The organism is Erythrobacter sp. BLCC-B19 (genome assembly GCF_028621955.1).
Lineage (GTDB): Bacteria > Pseudomonadota > Alphaproteobacteria > Sphingomonadales > Sphingomonadaceae > Erythrobacter.
This window is the reverse complement of sequence record NZ_CP117516.1, coordinates 2,101,150-2,120,463: the sequence shown is the minus strand read 5'-3', so window position 1 is coordinate 2,120,463 and position 19,314 is coordinate 2,101,150. Positions and strand designations below refer to the sequence as shown.

Sequence of the window (19,314 nt, the reverse complement as noted above, 5' to 3'; positions counted from 1 at the left end):
GCGGCCTGCCGCGACGAAGGAGCGCCCGAAGCCATGTGGACCTATCACCCCGACCTGCTCGCCCGCGCCGTGCCGCGTTACACCAGCTATCCCACCGCCGCCGATTTCGGCACGCTGCCCGACGGCGCGATCGAGGGAGCGATTGCCGGGGCCGATGGCGATGTCTCGCTCTACCTCCACATCCCCTTCTGCGAGCAGATCTGCTTTTACTGCGGCTGCAACACCGGCAAATCGGGCAAGCGCGCGCGCGTGGAGGCCTATCTCGCCGCGCTCCACGCCGAACTGGCGACCGTCGCCAGTCTGCTGCCCGCCACCGCGCGGGTGCGGCGCATCGCCTTTGGCGGGGGCAGCCCCAACGCGATCCTGCCGGGCGAATTCCTGGCACTGGTGGACGCGCTTCACGCCCACTTCCCGCTTCACGCGCCCGCATGGTCGATCGAGCTCGACCCGCGCAGCCTCAATGCCGAATGGAGCCGCGTGATCGGCAGTGTCGGGATCACCCGGGCGAGCATGGGGGTGCAGACCTTTGCTGCCCACTGCCAGAAGGCGATCGGGCGCGAACAGCCGACCGCGATGATCTGCCGCAGCACCGATTGGCTGCGTTCGGCGGGCGTGACCTCGCTCAATTTCGATCTGATGTATGGCCTGCCGCACCAGACCGCGACCGACCTTGCCGATTCCATCGCCATGACGGTGAAGCTCGGCGCAGACCGGGTGGCGGTGTTCGGCTATGCTCATGTGCCGCATCTGGTGCCGCGCCAGACAATGATCCCCGATGGCGCGCTGCCGGGGGCCGAGGCGCGCTTTGCCATGGCGGCAGAGGCCTATGCCCTGCTGACCGCGCAGGGGTATGATGCTGTCGGCTTCGATCATTTTGCCCTGCCTCACGATCCGATGGCGCAGGCGGTGCGCAGCGGTCGGCTGCGGCGCAATTTTCAGGGCTTCACCGATGATCCCGCCGAGGTGCTGATCGGCATGGGCGCGAGTGCGATTCATGGCTTTCCCGGATTGCTGGCGCAGAACGACAAGCACACCGGGCGCTACCGCCAGCTTTCGGGCGAAGGGCGGCTTTCGGCCAACCACGGCATCGTCCGCAGCCCCGCCGATCAGCAGCGCGGCGCGGTGATCGAGGCGCTGCTGTGCCATTCCGAGGCCGAGCTGCCCCCCTGCCTCCTCGCCGATGTGCGGCCGCGCCTTGCCCCCTTCACCGACGCAGGCCTGGCCAGCCTCAATGCCAATCGCCTCACGATCCTGCCCGGCGGCCTGCCCTATGCCCGCGTCATCGCCAGCCTGTTCGACGCCTACCGCGAAGCCGCCCCGCGCACCTTCAGCTCGGCGATCTGACCTTTCCCCTCCCTTACGGCGCGGCCCCTGCCATGGAAGTGCCATTATTTGCGGCGATGCATCTGCCGCAAAACGACAAGCGAGGTGCATCCACGGCGCATATAGTCACTGTATCAAGGGGGGAGTAAATCATGGCAGTTACCGATCACGTCGATCTCAATGGCTTCATGGAGGGCGTCAAGAAGCGCAATCCGTACCAGCCGGAATTCGTCCAGGCCGTCCAGGAAGTGGCCGAGGACATCTTTGATTTCATGCAGGACAAGGAGGAGTATCACTCCCAGCAGATCCTGCGCCGCATTGCCGAGCCTGACCGCGTGGTCTCCTTCCGCGTGTGCTGGGAAGACGATAACGGCAACATCCGCGTCCAGCGCGGCTGGCGCGTCCAGAACAACAACGCGATCGGCCCCTACAAGGGCGGCATCCGCTTCCACCCTTCGGTGACCGAGTCGGTGCTGAAGTTCCTCGCCTTCGAACAGACCTTCAAGAATGCGCTCACCGGCCTTCCCATGGGCGGCGGCAAGGGCGGGTCGAATTTCAACCCCAAGGGCAAGAGCGTGCGCGAGATCATGCGCTTCTGCCAGTCCTTCATGACCGAACTCTACCGCCATATCGGCGCCGACATTGACGTGCCGGCGGGCGACATCGGCGTGGGCGGGCGCGAGATCGGCTTCATGTTCGGCCAGTACAAGCGCATCACCAACAACTTCACCGGCGTGCTGACCGGCAAGGGGCTGGAATGGGGCGGCTCGCTGATCCGCACCGAGGCGACCGGATACGGCGCGGTCTATTTCCTCGCCAATATGCTGGCGACCAAGGGCGAGGATCTGACCGGCAAGACCGCCGTGATCTCCGGCTCCGGCAATGTCGCGACCCATGCGGCGGAGAAGATCGTCCAACTCGGCGGCAAGGTGCTCACGCTGTCGGACAGCGGCGGCTTCATCCATGATCCCGACGGCATCAATCAAGAAAAGATCGACTGGGTGAAGACCCACAAGACCCACCGCCGCGGGCGGATCGAGGAATATGTCGAGGCTTTCCCGGGTGCGACCTTCCATGCCGGCAAGACCCCCTGGGGCGTGCCGTGCGATGTGGCCCTGCCCTGCGCGACGCAGAACGAGCTGCTGGGCGAGGATGCCAAGATGCTGGTCGCCAACGGCTGCCGCGCGGTCAGCGAAGGCGCGAACATGCCGACCGACCTCGACGGCGTGCACACCTTCAAGCACCACAAGATCCTCTACGCGCCGGGCAAGGCCTCGAACGCGGGCGGGGTTGCGGTCTCGGGCCTCGAAATGAGCCAGAACTCCGAACGCCGCTCGTGGAAGGAGGAGGAATTGCAGCAGATGCTCAAGGACATCATGTCCGGCATCCACAATTCCTGCATCAAGTACGGCGATCAGGGCGGCGGCTATATCGACTATGTGAAGGGCGCGAATATCGCGGGCTTCAAGAAGGTCGCCGACGCGATGCTGGCCTTCGGGGTGGTCTGACGCACGCTGCTGATCGGGAGCATTGCAGAGCGGGAGCCTGACCTTTCGGGCTCCCGCCGCTGCGGGGCAGGCTGATTTCCTTTGGCAGTCAGCCGATTTTCCGCCATGCACCCGCTGCTGGGGGGTGCGGGTGCCGATGGTGCTGCGAGGACGCTGGCCTCCTCGATCACCCGGAATTGACCGCCCCCATGAACTTTGCGTCATCAATCCCGCTCGACGAAGCGACACAGACCGCGTCGCGCCGCCGCTCAAATCTGATCTTCTTCGTTCCCTTTCCGGAACTGGCGCTGGCCCTGTCATTCCTGGCGCTGGGGTCGTTGATCGCAGCGCGTTTCGATCTCGATTTCTCGCTTCCCGCCAGCCAGTCGCTGGCCTTTACCGGGATGAGTTACGGCGTGCCGTTGACGCTGATCGGCCTGCTCGGCGCCTATCTGGTGGTGACCAAGCAGATGATGCGGCTGGTCTACTACGCCAGCGCCGCGCTTGCCTACGGCATCATTCTGATCACCCATTTCAACATCAAGATGTGGATGAGCCTCGTCAATCCGCGCCTGTGGGACGGGTTCTACTGGCAGACCGATCAGATGGTGCGGCCGCTGGTGGATCTGGCATTTGCCGTCCACCATCTGGTCGACCGGATCATGCCTGCGGGCGAGCATCTTTATCTCTTCGCCTTCCTGGCGATGTTTGCCGGCAGCATCATCGTCCATTCGATGCAGGCCTTCATCGTGTTCCGCAAAGTCATCTTCGCCGCGATGCTGGTGCACGTGCTGGGCGCGCTTTCCTATCTGATCATGCCGGCTGTTGGCCCGTTCCTCTACGAGCAGGGCGTCAATGCGCTGGAGGGCGCGCGGCAGGCGCATATGTTTGGCGGTTACCGGGCGCTGATCGCGGGCGGGCGGCCATGGATCGCGGACAACGGAAGCCAGTTCATGTTCGCCGCCGTCGCCGCCATGCCGTCACTGCACGTCGCCTCATCGGCGGTTTTCGTCCATTACGCATGGAACCACGCGCGCTGGTTGGGCGTGGCCTATCTGCCGCTGTTTGCCTTCATCATCTTCGAGGCCGTCGCGACGCGCTGGCATTACTGGATCGATGTGGTCGCAGGACTGGCGCTGACGGGCTTGGCGATTGCCATTACCACGGCGGTGTTCCGCGCCATCGAAGCCCACGATCCGGCGGGCCTTGGCGCGCCTATTCGATCCCCAGCGATGCCGCCTGCTGCCTGAGCTGCGCGGCCTGCGCAGGGTTCGCCTTCACCGCCGCCTCGAGCGCCGCTTTCGCCTTGGCAGGTTCGCCCAGCGTCATGCGGCTGCGCATCAGCATCACCCAGCCGTCGAGGTTCTTCGGCTCCTTCTGAAGCCGCGATTCAAGCTGCGCGACCATGCCTTCGGCCATGGCCCGCTGTTCGGACGGCTTCATGCTGCCCGCCGCCGCGACCTCCGCCGCGCTTGGCCCGCGCACATTGGGGCTGGCGGCATCGCCTGCAACGCTGCCCGATCCCGGCGCGATCAGCGCGCCCTTGCGCTGGCTTTGCGCCTTGGCGATCCGGTCGGCGACATCAATGGAATTGACCTTGCCCACCTGTTCGATGGTGCGCACCAGATCGGCCTCCCACGGCGCGCCCTGCGGCGAATCGGCCAGCAGATCGAGCCATGCGGCAATCGCGCCGGCGTGATCCTTGTCGAGATCCTTCTTGGCCGCGAGGAAATAGCGCGCGCGTGGATCCTGCGGGTCGAGCGACACGGCCTTTTCAAACGCCGCCAGCGCCTCGGGCGGCAACGGATCGCGCTCGCTCGCCAGCACCAGCGTCTCGCCCAGCGCCGACCACAGCACCGCCTCGTCCGGCGCGATCTCCAGCGCGCGGCGATAGGCAGCGGCGGCATCGGGGAACTTGCCCTCGCCGAACAGGGCGAAAGCAAGGTCGCTCCACGGCCCGGCATCGTTCTTGGAAGCCTCGGCCGCAGCGCGCAGCTGTTCGATCGACGGCGAACCGTCACCGGCAGCCGCGGGTGCCTCGGCCCCGCGCGATCCTTCATAGACATTGAACCCGATCGAGCCTGCCGCCAGCAGCAGCGCCGCCCCCAGCATGATCCACCCGGCGCGCGATGTTCCGCCCGTCGGCGGCTGTTCCCCTTGTCCCATGCATCAAGGGCTAGCAGCACGCAGCAAAAGGGGCAATTCTCTCTGGCATCGCAAGGCGTTTTGGGTATGGTGTCGGCAGGGGTGCGATCTATCCGATAGGGGGGAGGATAGGTGGGCGATACGTTCAAGGTGGCCATTATCGGTTCCGGGCCTGCCGGCCTGAGCGCAGCGGCGCGTGCGGCGGCGCTGGGGCTGAGCCATGTGCTCCTCGAAAAGACCGATCACCTGTCGGACACGATCTACAAGTACCAGAAGGGCAAGCACGTCATGGCGACGCCCAGCAATCTGGTATTGAGGTCCGACATCGACTTCGACGCGGGCAAGCGCGAGACGATCCTCGGGATCTGGGACGAACAGATCGAAGGCCACAAGGTCAACGTGAAATACATGGCCGAGGCCAAGGCGATCCGCGGCACGGGCGATGCGATTGCGGGTTCGGTGCAGCAAATCGTCACCCGCGCGCGCGACGGCACCAAGAACGTCAAGGAAATCCAGCGCCACGCCCCGCCCTATGCCATTGAATTGACGAATGGCGAGGTGGTGATGGCCGAGAACGTCATCCTCGCCATAGGCACGCAGGGCAACCCCAACCGGATGCGCTGCCCGGGCGCTGATCTACCCCATGTGCAGTACCAGCTCGACGATCCGGCCGAATATGTCGACGAGCATATCGTCATCGTCGGCACCGGGGACGCCGGGATCGAGAATGCGCGCGGCCTGGCCGAAGACCCGGCGCAGAGGAACACCGTCTCGATCCTCAACCGCGGCACCGAATTCCCGACCGCCAAGGCCGCCAACGTCAGCGCGCTGATGGCCGATCACGAGGCGGGCAAGCTCACCGTCAGGAACGAGAGCGAGACCAAGTCGATCGAGCCCGGCTGGATCACACTGACCACCCGCGACGGGGAGATTCGCATCCCCTGCGACCGGATCATCGCCCGCATCGGCTCGGCCCCGCCGCGCGCCTTTGTCGAGGAATGCGGGATCGAGTTCACCAGCGAGGATCGCGGCGCTTTCCCGCGCCTCAGCCCGGTGTTCGAATCGACCGCACCCGGCATCTTCGTGATCGGCGCCCTGGCGGGCTATCCGCTGATCAAGCACTGCATGAACCAGGGCTACGACGTCATCGAGTTCATCAACGGCAACACCGCGCTGAAACCGGCGGACGAGCCGATCATTGCCGCCAAGTTTGCGGGGCTCCCCGGCAACCGCTCGACCGAGGACTGGCTCGAATTCCTGCGCGCCAATGTGTCGATCCTCAATGGCATGAACCCGCTCCAGATGCGCGAATTCATGCTCGATTCGGAGGCGAAGTTCTTCCGTGCGGGTGAGGTGATCTTCGAACGCAACGCGCCGGGGTCCTCGCTGTTCGGGATCGCCAGTGGATCGGTGGCGGTCGAGGTAAATCCGGCTGACCCGTCGATCACCATTCCCATCGAACAAGGCTCGATCTTCGGGGAAGTCGGCCTGATTTCCGGCCGCCGCCGCGGCGCGACGATCCGGGCGGCGGAAGATACGGTGGTGGTGGAAATCTCGCGCCTTGCCGCCCTGAAGCTGCAATCGCAGGTGCCATCGGCCAAGAAGGCGATCGAACGCATCTCGATCGAGCGGCAGTTGCTCCAGATGTTCGGCTCCGGCCTCACGCGCGAAGACGTCGCGCCGCTGGTGGAGGCGGCGCAGGTGCAGGAAAAGCGCGCAGGCGATGTGGTCGTCACCGAAGGCGCGGACGACAAGGACATCTACATCATCCGGCGCGGATCGATGATCGTCGAAAAGCAGATCGGGGATCGCCCGGTGTTCCTCTCCTACCTGCCTGCGGGCAGCTACTTCGGCGAAATGGCGGTAATCGACGGGAGCGCACGCACCGCGACGGTCAAGGCGGCGATCAAGTCGGAAGTGATCCGCCTGCCCGGCGAAGGCTTCCTCGCGCTGATGGACACAAACCCGCGCCTGCGCGAACGCGCGCTCGCCGACATGGCCGGCCGGCGCGCCACCAATGCCTTCATCGAAGGGCAGAAGGACAGTTTCTCGGGCGCGGTCGACCTCTATTCCAAGACCGCGCAGTTCCTGGTCGACAACGGCATCGGCGAGGCGACCGACGTGCTGCTGATCGACGAGAAGCTGTGCATCGGCTGCGACAATTGCGAAAAGGCCTGCGCCGACAGCCATGATGGGCTTTCAAGGCTCGATCGTGAGGCGGGCAAGACCTACGCCCACTTGCACGTCCCCACCTCCTGCCGCCACTGCGAACACCCGCATTGCATGGCCGATTGCCCGCCCAACGCGATCAAGCGCGGGCCGGACGGTGAGGTGTTCATCGACGAGACCTGCATCGGCTGCGGCAATTGCCAGCGCAACTGCCCCTATGGCGTGATCCGCATGGACGCCAAGCCGCCCAAGAAGCCGAGCCTGCTGCAATGGATGCTGTTCGGCAAGGGGCCGGGGCCGGGCGAGGCGTCCTATAGCTGGCGCAAGAAGGCCGCCGAAAAGGAAGGCGCGGCCAAGCCCAAACAGGCGATCAAGTGCGATATGTGCTCCGGCATCGACGGAGGCCCGGCCTGCGTGCGCGCCTGCCCGACCGGCGCTGCCATCCGCGTCAGCCCGGACAAGTTCCTGACCTTCACCAAGCTGACCGAGGACGTCGAATAATGGCGACCAAGGCAGCACCGGCAAAAGGCGGCACCGGCAGGTTCTCGCAGGACGAGAAGCGCCGCGATTCAGATCACGTCAGCTTCCTGAAGCATCGCAAGTTCCGCTGGCTGTGGATCGCGCTCGCGCTGAGTGCGGCGAGCATTGCCGGATACCTGCTGATCGACCAGCAGCCGCGCCCCAATGGCGGCACCTGGTATGGCTATACGCTCGGCACCATCGGCGTGTTGCTGATCCTGTGGCTTTCGCTGCTGGGGGTGAGGAAGCGGCGGATCAATCCCGGCGTGTGGAGCCTCAAGGCGTGGACATCGGCGCACGTCTATCTTGGCCTGTCGTTGATCGTGATCGGCACGCTGCACACCGGGTTCCAGATTGGCTGGAATGTCCACACGCTCGCCTATGTGCTGATGCTGCTGGTGATCCTGACGGGCATCTATGGCGTGGTGGTTTACGCGACCCTGCCGCAGAGCCTCAGCGCCAACCGCAAGGAAATGACCCGCGCGCAGATGCTGGATGCGCTGACCGCGCTCGACCGCCAGCTTGAAAGCGCCGCGCAGCCGCTGTCGCGGGCCGAGGCCGATCTGGTGATCGCGGCGCTGGGGCAGGACCCGTTCTATGGCGGGCCGATCGCGCGGCTCACCGCCAGCTACCCCGGCTGCGCCACCGCGCGCGCGCTCAAGGCGATGGGCACGTCCGAGGCCGAGGCGCGGGTCGCCGGGCTGCTGGAGAAGCGCCGCGACCAGCTCGCGCAGATTCGCGGGCAATTGCGCATCCGGGCGATGCTGGAGATCTGGCTGTTCATCCACATCCCGCTCACCATCGCCCTGATCGCCGCGCTCACCGCGCACGTCATCAGCGTGTTCTACTACTGGTGAGGAGGCGGCCATGGCATTCCTGATCCGCACCATCGATTTCACCGCCGCAGGCCGCGAGATCATCCGCGACCGGACGGTTGACCAGCCGAGCCTGACCGTGGGCCGCGCTGCCGAAAACGACATCCACCTGCCCGATCTCGCGGTCGAACAGCACCATGTGCGGATCGACACCGCCGCCGATGGCACGCTGACGGTCGCAGCGCTGGGCACACTGGGCTTCGGGCTCGATGGCCGGGTGGTCAATGACGGGGTGATCGACCCGCGCACCGGGGGCGAGATTGCGCTGGGTGCAGCGCGGCTCGCGATTGCGCGCGAGGGCGACGGCACGATCCTCGTCACCATCCGCCAGGTCGTTCCCGACGAGGGCAAGGGTGACGCCCTGCGCGGCTTTGCGCTCGCCAGCGTGCTGCCGTCCAAGCGGGCGATGAGCTGGGTGTTTGCAGGCGCGATCATCCTGCTGTTGCTGATGGTGCCGGTGGCGAGCCACCTGCTGCGCTCGCCCGCCAAGCCCGACCCGACCGGCAAGACCCCGGGCGCGGTGCTGATGGACAGCGCATGGACCAGCGGCGAGCTCTCGCTGAAACACCACAGCCTCGAAGACAATTGCGAAAGCTGCCACGTCGCCGCCTTCGAAAGCGTGCAGGATGAAACCTGCATAAGCTGCCACAAGGAGACCGGCGATCACGCCCCGATGGGACGCCTCGCCAAGGGGATGCCGGCGCTGTCGCCCGGCGATGCGCTGCAATGGAAGATTGCGGAAGGCTTCGGCAAGGAAGGCCCGCTGGGCTGCGTCGCCTGCCATTCCGAACATGAAGGCCCGGTGCGCACCCAGGCCGGGAGCGAGGCATTCTGCGGCGATTGCCACGAGAAGCTTGACACGCGCCTCACCGACACCGCGCTCGCCAATGCGCATGATTTCGGCAAGAGCCACCCGCAGCTGCGCCCGGTCTATTTCGCCAGCTTCGGCGCGGCCAAGCCCGTGCGCGCTGCGCCGGGATCAAAGCCGGTCGAACGCTCGGGCCTCGTCTTCCCGCATGATGTCCACATGAACCCGCGCGGCGGGGCTGCACGCATGGCGGTCAGCCTCGGCCAATATGGCAAGCCCCTCGAATGCAAGGATTGCCACAGCCTCACCCCTGACCGCATGAGCTTCAAGCCGGTGCAGATGGAAGAGGATTGCGAGGCGTGCCATTCTCTGGTTTCGGGACGGACCGCGGTGGGCGGCTTCAGCAAGCTGCGCCACGGGGATGTGAAGGATCTGGCCGAGGATCTCGCCCGGATCAGCACGGGGCCGCGTCCGCGCGTGGCCGCTGGCCCGGCGCGTCAGCGCCCCGGCCAGATCGGCAGCGCCTCACCCTACCGCGCGGATTTCGGCCGCCCCGTGCGCGCCTATATCGGGTTGTCGAATGCGCTGTCGGTCGGCGGCGTTTGCACCGAATGTCACCTGCCTTCCCGAGGGCCGACGGGGCAGGCCGACCTCATCCCGGTCAATCTGCCCGACCGATTCCTGACCTCGAGTTTCTTCAATCACGAGGCGCACAAGAAAGAAAAATGCACCGATTGCCACGCCGCCGATACCTCGAAGGTGGCAACCGACCTGCTGATCCCCGATCTCAAGAGCTGCCGCGAATGTCACCTTGGCGCGGCCGCGGTGAAGACCGCGAAGATCGTGCCCTCGGACTGCGCGATGTGCCACGCCTACCATGTCCCTGCCGGGCAATGGACCGGCCTCAAGGCGCCCGCGGCCCCCGCGCCGCATTACAAGCCGCCGCCGCTGCCGCCCGGCCCTGCCAAAACAACGGTTGCAGCCGTTGCAAGGGCCGCTAGGAAATAGGAATGGGGGCCGACACCGCATCCTCGCGCGCCGTGCTGATCGCACAATTGACCGATATTCATGTCGGTTTTGCCCCCGATGAAAAGCCCGAAGAGCTCAACCTCACCCGCTTCCGCGCCGCGCTCAAGCGGCTGATCGATGGGCCGAACCGGCCGGATATGCTGGTGCTGACGGGCGACATCACCGATCACGGCGATGCAGAGAGCTTTGCCAAGACCGTGGCCATGCTCGATGGCTGCCCCTTCCCGGTGCTGCCGATGGTGGGCAACCACGACAGCCGCGCCGGGTTGTTGGGCGCTTTCCCGCAGGTGGTGCCGGCAGAGGGCGGCTTCCTGCACTATGTGGTCGATGCCGGGCTGGGCCTCAGGATCATCTGCCTCGATACGCTGGAGGATGGCCGCCACGGCGGCGCCTTTTGCGAGCGACGCGCCGCATGGCTGGCGGCGCGGCTGGCCGAGGCGCCGGATACGCCGACCTTGATCTTCATGCATCACCCGCCGGTTGTCGCCGGGATCGACTGGATGGACCCCGCGCCCGACGAGCCGTGGATGGTGCGCCTGCGCGATGTGCTGACCGGGCAGGATCAGGTGCTGGCGATCCATTGCGGTCACCTGCACCGCCCGATTTCAACGCAGTTCGCCGGCATCCCGCTCAGCGTCACCCCCTCCTGCGCACCGCTGGTGGCGATGGATCTGACCCCGATCGATCAGGACATCCCCGATGATCGCGAGCTGATCACCACCGAGCCGCCGACCTATGCGCTGCACCGCTGGGACGGCACGAACCTCGTGTCGCATTACGAACGGGTGGGCGACTGGCAGGTGCTGGCGCGCTTCCACGCAGGCCTGCAACCGATGATCCGGGGAATGTTCGCCGAGCGGTGATCGGTGTTCTGCTTTCCTCGTCATTGCGAGGAGCCGAAGGCGACGCGGCAATCCATCAACAGCCCTGTCGGAAGCGGCGACGTCGGTTTATGGATTGCGTCGCTTCGCTCGCAACGACGAGAGTATAACTACTTCCGCGCTGCCTGCCGTCCGGCGGGCGGGGGCAGGCCCACCCAGCGCTTCATGTCGACATCGTCGCTGACCTTCCACGGCACGCCGCTGCGGGTCAGGAACAGCTGCTCCATCTCCGAGCGGGTGAAGGGCCGCGAGCCCAATCGCCCGAACACCGCCATCTGCCCGCCGGTCTCGTCAACCGCACGGTCACGGTCGAGCCCCTTGGACATCGCAATCGCGGGCGAAGGCGTCTTGGCCCAGGCGATCAACTCCGGCTTGGGCGCGGGGCTGAAGCCGTAGAAATTGCGCTGGCTGTCTGGGCTGGTGAGTTGCAGCACCTTCATCCCGTTCTTCCCGTCCGCCACATAGGCGAACAGCGAGGCGTTGGTGGTGCCGACGATCACATCCTCGGCATCGTTCAACTGCCCGCCCAGCGTGACCTTCTGATAGACCTTGGGCGCGCGCGGGTTGGTGACGTTGAGGATGACCAGCCCGTCCCCCTTGGCGGCGACATAGGCATAGGTGCGGGCGATATACATCCGGCGCGCATCAGCCAGCGGCACGGTGCCTTCGGGCACGGCGACGGGCGCGCGCAGGTTGGTGACGTCGAACAGCTTCACCCCGTCAGCGTCGGTGACCCACAGATAGCGGAACTGCACCGCGCTCGCCCGCGCATCGCGCAGGGGCTGCACGGCGGCGAGTTTGGGCGCCTCGGGATTGGCGAGGTCGACCACCACCAGCCCCTTGTCGGCGGTGATATAGGCAATCTCGCCCGCCAGCGTGATGTGCCGCGCACCGGTGAGCACCCCGTCGGGGTTCCACGCGGTGCGCCCGTCGGCATAGGTCAGGCGCTTGAGCTTGTTGTTGCGGAATTCGCCGTCCGCCAGCGTGTTGACGTTGACGAGGATCAGGCCCTCCACCGCATCGGTGATCGCGGCAAAGTTGTAGATCGGCAGGAACGCCTGCTCCTGATTCATCGCGCGCATTTCGGGCGTCGAGCGGGTGGGCGCGATCGGCTGGTTGGTCGCCAGCGCCATGCAGGTCGCGTTGGTGGTCTTGACGTTGGTATCATGCCCCAGCGCGCTGAATGGCCCCTTGAGGATGCGTTCCGAGGTGCCCTTGTTGGCGATGCTGGCCACGTCATAGGCGGTGAACCCGCCGCTGCCTTCGGCGACGAACATGTATTCGCCGCGCAGCTGGAGGCAGCCCACGCGATCCTTGGTGCCTTCGTGGACGTTGACGAATTCCTCGAAATTGTGAGTCTCGCCCGAGAGCTTCTCGTCGAAGGTCTTGCCGCGCACCCAGTTCTTCAGCTCGCGCCCGTTCTGGTCGACATGCAGGCCCCACCAGTCGGGGTAGGCATAGCGGTGAAGGTAGGAGCCGATCACCGCCTGAGGTTCATCATATTCGGTCACGCGGGTCGCCTGGAAGCCGCCTTCGAGGCCGCTCCACGCATTCAGCCCGACGAAGTTGACGTAGTTCGTGCCCAGCAGGAAGAGCTGCGCCATGATGGCGTTGTTGTCTTCCTTTGCCGACAGGTGGCAATCGGTGCAGGTCTTGGTTTCGGTCTTGCGCACGGTGTGCGGGAAGTGCGGCGCGAAGGCCTGGCTGGAGAAGCCGATGGCCGAAATCGGCGGCTGCTGCACATAGATGCGTTCGCGGTTGATGTTGGTCGACGACAGCACCAGCGCCGAGGACGAGCGTACCGGGGCGATCTGGTTGCCCTTGGTGGTCATCGACTTGCCGAGCTGGAACATCTCGTCACGCGCGACCTGCGGGTTGTAGGTCGCAAAGTTGCGCGTCTCCTCACCCTCATAGCGGTGCATCTTGGTCTTCCAGTTCGCCTCGATCGGCAAGTGGCACCCGCCGCAAGAGGTCGTCCACGAAAGGTGGCAGGTGAAGCACGCCATTTCGGGGTCGCGGTGCGCGCGATCATCGCCGCTGATGCCGAGGCCGAATTCGAAATTGCCGGTCTCCGCGCCGTAACGGCTGACAAGCTTGGCGCGCGCGGCCTTGGCGTTGAACACCGGGGTGGCCGGATCGACCACATCCTTGACGAGGCTCATCTCCCATTCGAGACTGGGATCGACGATCGAACGCTGCACCAGCTTGCGCCTGCCATCGGCCCCTTCAAGCCATTCGAAGCGGCGCTTGCCATCGGGGTTGCGCAGCAGGCTGAGGTCATGGCCTTCGGGCGGCGCGGCGGGGCCGCTGGTGCGCAAGGTCGGGTAGGCATCGGGCGTGCCGTGGCAGTCCTTGCAGCCGATCTCGATCGCGTTGGCAACCTCGCCATAGATCAGGCCATTGCCGTGGCTGTCCTGTTCGAAGTGGCAATCGGCGCACTGCATCCCGATCTCGGCGTGGATGTCCATCATGTGGACTGCCTTGCCGGGGTTGGTGCCGGCGGGGACGAACTTGCCCTCGCCCTGCTTGCGCCACTTCTCCGGATCGTCAGGGTCAACGATCTTGCCGTCCGCATCGAGCAGATTGCCCTCGCGGTCGCGCTTGAAGATCGCGCGGAAGTTCCAGCCGTGGCCGTGATAGTCGGCGAACTGGGTGTCCTTGAGCTTGGGGTTCAGGTCATAGACGTTGCGCAGGAAGTCGACATCGCCCCACAGCCCGCGCGCAGCGGCGCCTTCGGGGTTGCGGTCGTTGATCGCACGGACTTCCTCGGCGGTGGGGTACTTCTGCTCCTTCGGCCACATGAACGGCGCATCGCTCTCGTAATCCCACATGGTGTAGCCGAGGAACGAGTTCAGGAAGATATTGGGCTGGTGCATGTGACAGTTCATGCACTGGCTGGTCGGGATCGCGCGGGTGAAGACGTGGCCAAGCGGGTGGCCCTTCTCCTTCACCTCGCCGCTGGCGGTCAGCAGGGCATCGTCGGCGCCCTTTGGCTTGTCGCCGTGGTCGTCGTGCGCGTCGTGATCGCCCGGCTGCTTGACCGCCCCGTGGCCGCTGGTCTTCTCGCCGTGCCCATCCTCGGCGTGTTCGACCTTGCCCGCAATCGTCGGGTCGACCGTCATCGACTGTCCGTCGCGGCCGAACTGGGCATAGACCAGCGAGTGGCGCGGCTCGCGGTCGTTGGCGTAGACCACGTGGCACGAGGCGCAGCCCGAGTGGCGATAGTCGCCCGGCTGGTCGTTGGTGCCCATGAACCAGGTGAAGGGATCGTTGAGGCGGGTCTTGTGGATGTTGAGCGCCGGGATCGCCACGCGCAGGCCGGTGCCGGGGCCGCGGTTCGATTGCTTGAGGTCGGGCCGCCCCGGCTCCTCGAGGCGCTGAATCGAACCCGTCGGGTTGGGCAGGCCGATTTCGGGGAACTGCGAGTTGATCGTGCGCCCGCCGCGTTCAAACACACGGAACACATCGCCCGGCGGGATCACGTGCCAGGTCGGCAGCGGATACATCTCCGCGAGCACCCCGCGCGCGACCTGCTCGGGCGAAAGCTTGCCGTCCGACCCGGCGCCCGGCGTGGTCAGCTTGGCGGGCAGACCGTCGCGGGTATAGGCCTCGCCCAGCAGGTAGTTCTTGTAGGGCAGGATGCCGTTGTTGTAGCTCGCCCCGCCCCAAAGCATCGCGCCGGTCGCCATGATCGAGCGTTCCGCCGCTTCGATCGCCTGGATGTGGCACGCCCCGCAGGCATCGCGCGCGACGCGGTAATCGGACGGGTTCACGAACTTGATGAACTCAGGGCTTTCCTTGTTGAGCAGCGCGTAGGACCGCTTCGGGTTGGCCGATGACGGGAAGTGCCAGCTGTTCGGATACTTGGGCAGCACGTGCGCCTTGTCGCGCGCGGCGACGTAATCGGGGTGATCGTGCGCCAGCTCGGAATTGCCCTCGATGGAGGCATTGCCACCGTGGCAATCGGTGCAACCCAGCCGCACGGCGGGGGTGACGTGCATGGTCGGCGCGTCGGTCTTGACGTGGCAGGTGTTGCAGCCGGCGGACTTCGCTTCCATCTCCGCCACCGATTGCCGGGCAGGCGCAGGGGGGGCAAACACCGCGGTGTAATCGCGCTTGACCGGCTTTTCCTTGTCCGAGGCCTGCGGCGATCCGGCGAACAGGCCGATGGCCAGCACCAGCGCCGCGGCCAGCAGCGCGATGTGGCGGGTGAAGGATTGGGTCAGCGCGCGCATCAGTAGGTCAACACCACGTTGGCGAGGATCGAGACGAATTCCTGTCCGCCGCCGCCCCGTGCAGTGAACAGATCCTTGAACCCGTCCCCTGCCACCAGCGTCGCGGCGGAGAGGCGGAAGACGAGGTTCTGGTTGGCCTTGGGCCGCCAGATCGCCGAGGCGGACAGGTCAAAGCCGATCTCCTTGGGGATCGAGCCTTCGTTGCGCAGCGCCTGCAGCGTCGCCGTGTTCTCGAACCACAGGTGATTGGCATTGGCCGAGAGGCGGAATTGCGGCGTCAGATCGAAATCCGCGCCGACCCCTGCAAGGATCAGCCCCGGATTGTTGAAATTGCTCTGCCCCTGCTCCTTCGAGGAGCGCAGCGAATTGAGCAGGCCGTTGCGGCCATTGACGCTGACCGCGCGCCCGCCGCCGGCAAAGGGGATCGTCTGGCGGATCCAGTAGGATGTATCCGCGCCCGCAAACACCGGGTTTTCGAAGATCGCATCGAACCCGCCCTCGGTGTTGTCATAGGGGTCTTCGTCCCCGCTGGCATAGGCGGCCGACAGGCGGAAGCGCATCCAGTCGCGATCATAGCTGGCTTCGATGGCGGCGAACTGCGCGTTGATATCGGCCGGGCGGTCGGTGAAGAAGCTGTTGCGATCCTCGCCCAGCGCCCAATAGAAACTGCCGGTGAGGTTGACCCGCCCGATCCGGCCATCGGCGTTGTAGCCGAGGTAGACCGCGTCGTAATCTCGGCCCCTCAGCGTGCCGAGCAAGGCCGGGCGCACCGGGAAGCCGTTGTCGTCGATCTCGATGTCGTTCGCCTCGCGGTTGCGGTTGTAGACGACCGTGACCTGACTGGTCAGCGCCGGGATCAGGAAGTCCTGCCGATAGGCATTGGCGACGAAGACGAAGTCATCGCGCGGGCTCTTGACGATGGAGTTGAGGCCCGAATTGGTGTCCTTCTCCAGCCGCCAGAAGGCGCCGAGGTTGAACTGGAAGCGGTTGTTGTCGCGCGATCCGAACAGGCGCACGCCCAGTTGCTGGTCGTTGAACAGGAAGCCGCGGAAATCCGACTGGAACGGCTGGATGCCGGCGCGGATCGAAATGAAGTCGAAGCGGTCGGTGTCGAACTGGCCGAAGTGGTAATCCACAAAGGCTTCCTGCACCCCGAGGAAGTGATCGAGCCGGTGCGAGGGGCGCGACGGCTCGACAAACAGCACGCGCCGTTCGGGCACATCGACATAGTTGACGTTGTAGGCCAGCGTCAGGCGGTATTCGATGGTCGGCGGCTTGAAGGTGGTCATCCCCTTCAGCAGCGCGAAACCGGCGATGAAGGTCTGGCTGAAGACCTGGCTGAAATCATTGCCGAACACGTCGTTGCGGTCCGGGTCTTCGGTGGTCTGCACGCCGACAGGGATCGGGAAGGTGCGCGGTTCGTAGACCGAATCCGAAATCAGGTTGGCGACGAAGAACCAGTCATCGCCCTTGATCGGCAGCCAGGGCACCTTCTTGCGATCGATCGGGCGGTCGCCCTTGTAGGTGTTCTGGTGATAGGGATCGAACAGGTTTTCCTTCACCAGCCCAAGGCTCTCGATCAACCGCCAGCGATCGGGGATCGGCAATTGATCGGTCGGAAAGGCGCTCGGCGGCGGGGCGCGCACCGCGCCTTGGTTGTTCTGTTCGATCCGCTCGGGCAGCGGGGCGGTGTAGCCGGGGCGTTCGCGGCCCTCGATGATACCGGGATCGACCGGGGGCGTGTCCACCTCCCAGTCCTGCGGCGCGGGCGCAGTCGCAGGGGCTTCACCCGGCGGCGGCGTGGCCGGCTGCGCAACCTCGGGCGGCGGCGCGGCCTGAAGCAGCAGCAGCGCAGGCAACAGCGCGGAAGGCAGCAGGGCCATCTACAGCCCCTCGCACACGTTCTGGGTCGCCGTGTCGACGAAAGGCGCGAAGGGGCAGTTGACGTAGCGCAGGCGCACCTGACGGCTGCCGACCTGCACCACGATCCGATCAGCCCGCATCGCCGCAGGCGCATTGCCGAGGCCGCCCCCGGCCCGCACCGCGCCGTTATGCACGCCGAGGAAGCTGATCATGTCGTCCTGGTCGATCCCGTCACCCGACACGCCAATTGCGCCGACCAAGGTATTGCCGCGATAGACCGGCACCGATCCGGGGAAGATCTGGATCCCGTTCGCCAGCCGCGGATTGCCGCCCGCCACCCCCGGCAGGCTGGTGCAGGCCCGCGGGGTATCGGCCCCGCTCTGGCCGGTGACAAAGGCCAGATGCTGGGCGAGATTGCCGAGCACCAGCGCACTTTGCAGCCCGGTCGAGAAAGGATTGAACTGCGCAATCGGGCGCGAGAGCGGCCCGTTGGCCGTGCCCAGCTCGCCATCGGGGAAATAGGGCCGCGACAGGTTGCCATTGGCACGGTCAGAGAAAGCGGTCGCCCCGGTCAGCGCAGCAGGATCGCCGAGGAAATTGCGCAGCCGCGTCACGAACTGCGGCACCTCGCCGCCCGCTGCCGAAAGCTCGGCAGCGGCGAAGGGGGCGGAGAAGAAATTGGCGGTGCGCGCCTTCTGCAAGCTGACGTCGATCCCGAAGATCGGCGCATCGGGCGAACGCACCATTCCCAGCACGGCCCCGCGCGTATCGACGAGGCTGATCGTCACCTGCGCGCGGCTATCAAGCGGCTGGCGGATCTGCGCCCGCGCGCGGCTCATCACGGTGAAGGCTTCTTCGAGGATCGTGCGCGCTTCGGCAGCAGTCAGCGGGCTCGCCACCGCGCCCGCATCGGTCGCACCGCGCACGGGGAAGCGGTTCACGCCCGCGCCGTTCGAAAGGACGAAGGCATCGCGGTTGCTGAATTCCGCCGAGGTCGAGGCGCGCACGCCCGACGCCTCGGTGCCGTAGGCAACGCCCGCCAGCAGGCCGGCCCCGCTGTAATAGCCCGTCACCGGCACCAGCGCGCCTGCCGTGCCGGCAAAGGTCGCGCCCGCGACATTGCCGATCTGGCTGTATTCGACATCGGTATAGCGCAGCGAAGTGCCGTCTGCCGTGATGCGGTTGGCGCGGATCGATTCCGGTGCCTCGAACCCGACCGTGCCCGCGAGCGCAATCGCTTCATCAAGGTCATTGTCGCGGTCGAGAACATTGGCGTCGAAGCCATAGGCGCCGTCGGCGATCACCCCGATCCCGCCGACGACCACGCCGTTGCGGTAGAGCGGGAAGCCGCCCGGATCAGCCGCCAGCCCGAGCGGCGAGCGCTTGGGGCCGATCAACCCGTCGCTCGCGCGCGCGGCAAGGTCGGAGCACGGCAGCTGGCTGAACTGCACCCCGAACAGCGGGCCGCTCTCCAGCCCGGCAGTTGTCGGTGCAGGCGGGAAGTGCTCCTGCACGATGAAGCTCGCCGTGCGGCTGGAGAAGGCGTTGCCGCCGCTCGACAGATAGGCACCGGTAATCGCCTTGGCGATCGCCGCCCCGGCGCTGGGGATGACGAGCCCCTGCACATCGATGTTCTGGCCATTGGGCGCGTCGGAAATCCGCGCGGTGCCCGCAGCGCCGGGCATGGCAAAGACCGCCAGCACGTTGCCCACTCGGTCGGTCACGGCAATGGTGGCAGCGGCGCCCCGTGCACGCGCTTCGGCGGCGGCTTGCGCGATGATCGTGCCGACCTGCGCGGAGGAGAGGCTCTCGGCAGCCGGCACGCTGAAGACCTGCCCTGACGGGGGCGGCGTGGGCGTGGGCGTTGGCCCGCCGCCGCCAGTGCCGCCGCCGCCCGAACTGCTCCCCCCGCCCCCGCACGAGGCGAGCACCAGCGCGCTTGCTGCAATCCAGCCGGTTCTGATCCCCCCGACGCGCATC

The 19,314-nt window shown here is 66.0% G+C and carries 11 protein-coding genes; 7 read left to right on the top strand and 4 right to left on the bottom strand.

Annotated features, from left to right (window positions below; genetic code table 11):
• Nucleotides 1–33: 33 nt before the first annotated feature.
• From PS060_RS09805 to PS060_RS09795, 3 genes are all read left to right on the top strand, one after another.
• A complete protein-coding gene (locus tag PS060_RS09805; RefSeq protein WP_273982805.1) occupies nucleotides 34–1,344 on the top strand; it encodes a radical SAM protein in 1,311 nt (436 codons plus the stop codon).
• 131 nt (nucleotides 1,345–1,475) lie between these two features.
• Nucleotides 1,476–2,831, top strand: coding sequence for an NADP-specific glutamate dehydrogenase (gene gdhA, locus PS060_RS09800; RefSeq protein ID WP_273982804.1), 1,356 nt, complete (start codon nucleotides 1,476–1,478; stop codon nucleotides 2,829–2,831).
• A gap of 188 nt (nucleotides 2,832–3,019) precedes the next feature.
• The gene (locus tag PS060_RS09795; protein ID WP_273982803.1) at nucleotides 3,020–4,060 is read left to right on the top strand and encodes a phosphatase PAP2 family protein; all 1,041 of its coding nucleotides are present in this window, start codon (nucleotides 3,020–3,022) and stop codon (nucleotides 4,058–4,060) included.
• On the opposite strand, the gene PS060_RS09790 is transcribed toward PS060_RS09795, so the two are convergent.
• Nucleotides 4,026–4,976 (bottom strand): tetratricopeptide repeat protein, encoded by a 951-nt coding sequence (locus PS060_RS09790; protein ID WP_273982802.1) that lies wholly within the window; start codon nucleotides 4,974–4,976, stop codon nucleotides 4,026–4,028. The two genes, PS060_RS09795 and PS060_RS09790, sit on opposite strands and share 35 nt — an antisense overlap.
• A gap of 111 nt (nucleotides 4,977–5,087) precedes the next feature.
• On the opposite strand from PS060_RS09790, the gene PS060_RS09785 reads away from it, so the two are divergent.
• The 4 genes from PS060_RS09785 to PS060_RS09770 are packed head-to-tail and all read left to right on the top strand — an operon-like array spanning nucleotide 5,088 to nucleotide 11,218.
• Nucleotides 5,088–7,625: a cyclic nucleotide-binding domain-containing protein gene (locus PS060_RS09785; protein WP_273982801.1), complete on the top strand. Its 2,538-nt coding sequence runs from the start codon at nucleotides 5,088–5,090 to the stop codon at nucleotides 7,623–7,625.
• Nucleotides 7,625–8,500 carry a hypothetical protein gene (locus tag PS060_RS09780; RefSeq protein WP_273982795.1) on the top strand — a complete coding sequence of 292 codons (876 nt, stop codon included), beginning with the start codon at nucleotides 7,625–7,627 and terminating at the stop codon, nucleotides 8,498–8,500. The genes PS060_RS09785 and PS060_RS09780 overlap by 1 nt, the downstream gene beginning before the upstream one ends.
• Before the next feature lie 10 nt (nucleotides 8,501–8,510).
• On the top strand, nucleotides 8,511–10,334 hold the full coding sequence (locus PS060_RS09775; RefSeq protein WP_273982793.1) for a cytochrome c3 family protein: 1,824 nt from the start codon (nucleotides 8,511–8,513) through the stop codon (nucleotides 10,332–10,334).
• Nucleotides 10,335–10,336: 2 nt separating this feature from the next.
• A complete protein-coding gene (locus PS060_RS09770) occupies nucleotides 10,337–11,218 on the top strand; it encodes a metallophosphoesterase (RefSeq protein WP_273982791.1) in 882 nt (293 codons plus the stop codon).
• A 128-nt stretch (nucleotides 11,219–11,346) separates the two neighbouring features.
• Here PS060_RS09770 and PS060_RS09765 read toward each other — a convergent pair whose 3' ends face one another.
• From PS060_RS09765 to PS060_RS09755, 3 genes are read right to left on the bottom strand one after another with little or no spacing between them, the layout of a single operon-like run.
• Nucleotides 11,347–15,471, bottom strand: a complete 4,125-nt coding sequence (locus tag PS060_RS09765; protein WP_273982788.1) for a hypothetical protein — start codon at nucleotides 15,469–15,471, stop codon at nucleotides 11,347–11,349.
• Entirely contained in the window at nucleotides 15,471–17,354 is a 1,884-nt protein-coding gene (locus tag PS060_RS09760) for a hypothetical protein (RefSeq protein WP_273982786.1), read from the bottom strand. The genes PS060_RS09765 and PS060_RS09760 overlap by 1 nt, the downstream gene beginning before the upstream one ends.
• Nucleotides 17,355–19,313: a heme-binding protein gene (locus PS060_RS09755; RefSeq protein ID WP_273982784.1), complete on the bottom strand. Its 1,959-nt coding sequence runs from the start codon at nucleotides 19,311–19,313 to the stop codon at nucleotides 17,355–17,357. It abuts the gene before it with no gap.
• Nucleotide 19,314: the final 1 nt, after the last annotated feature.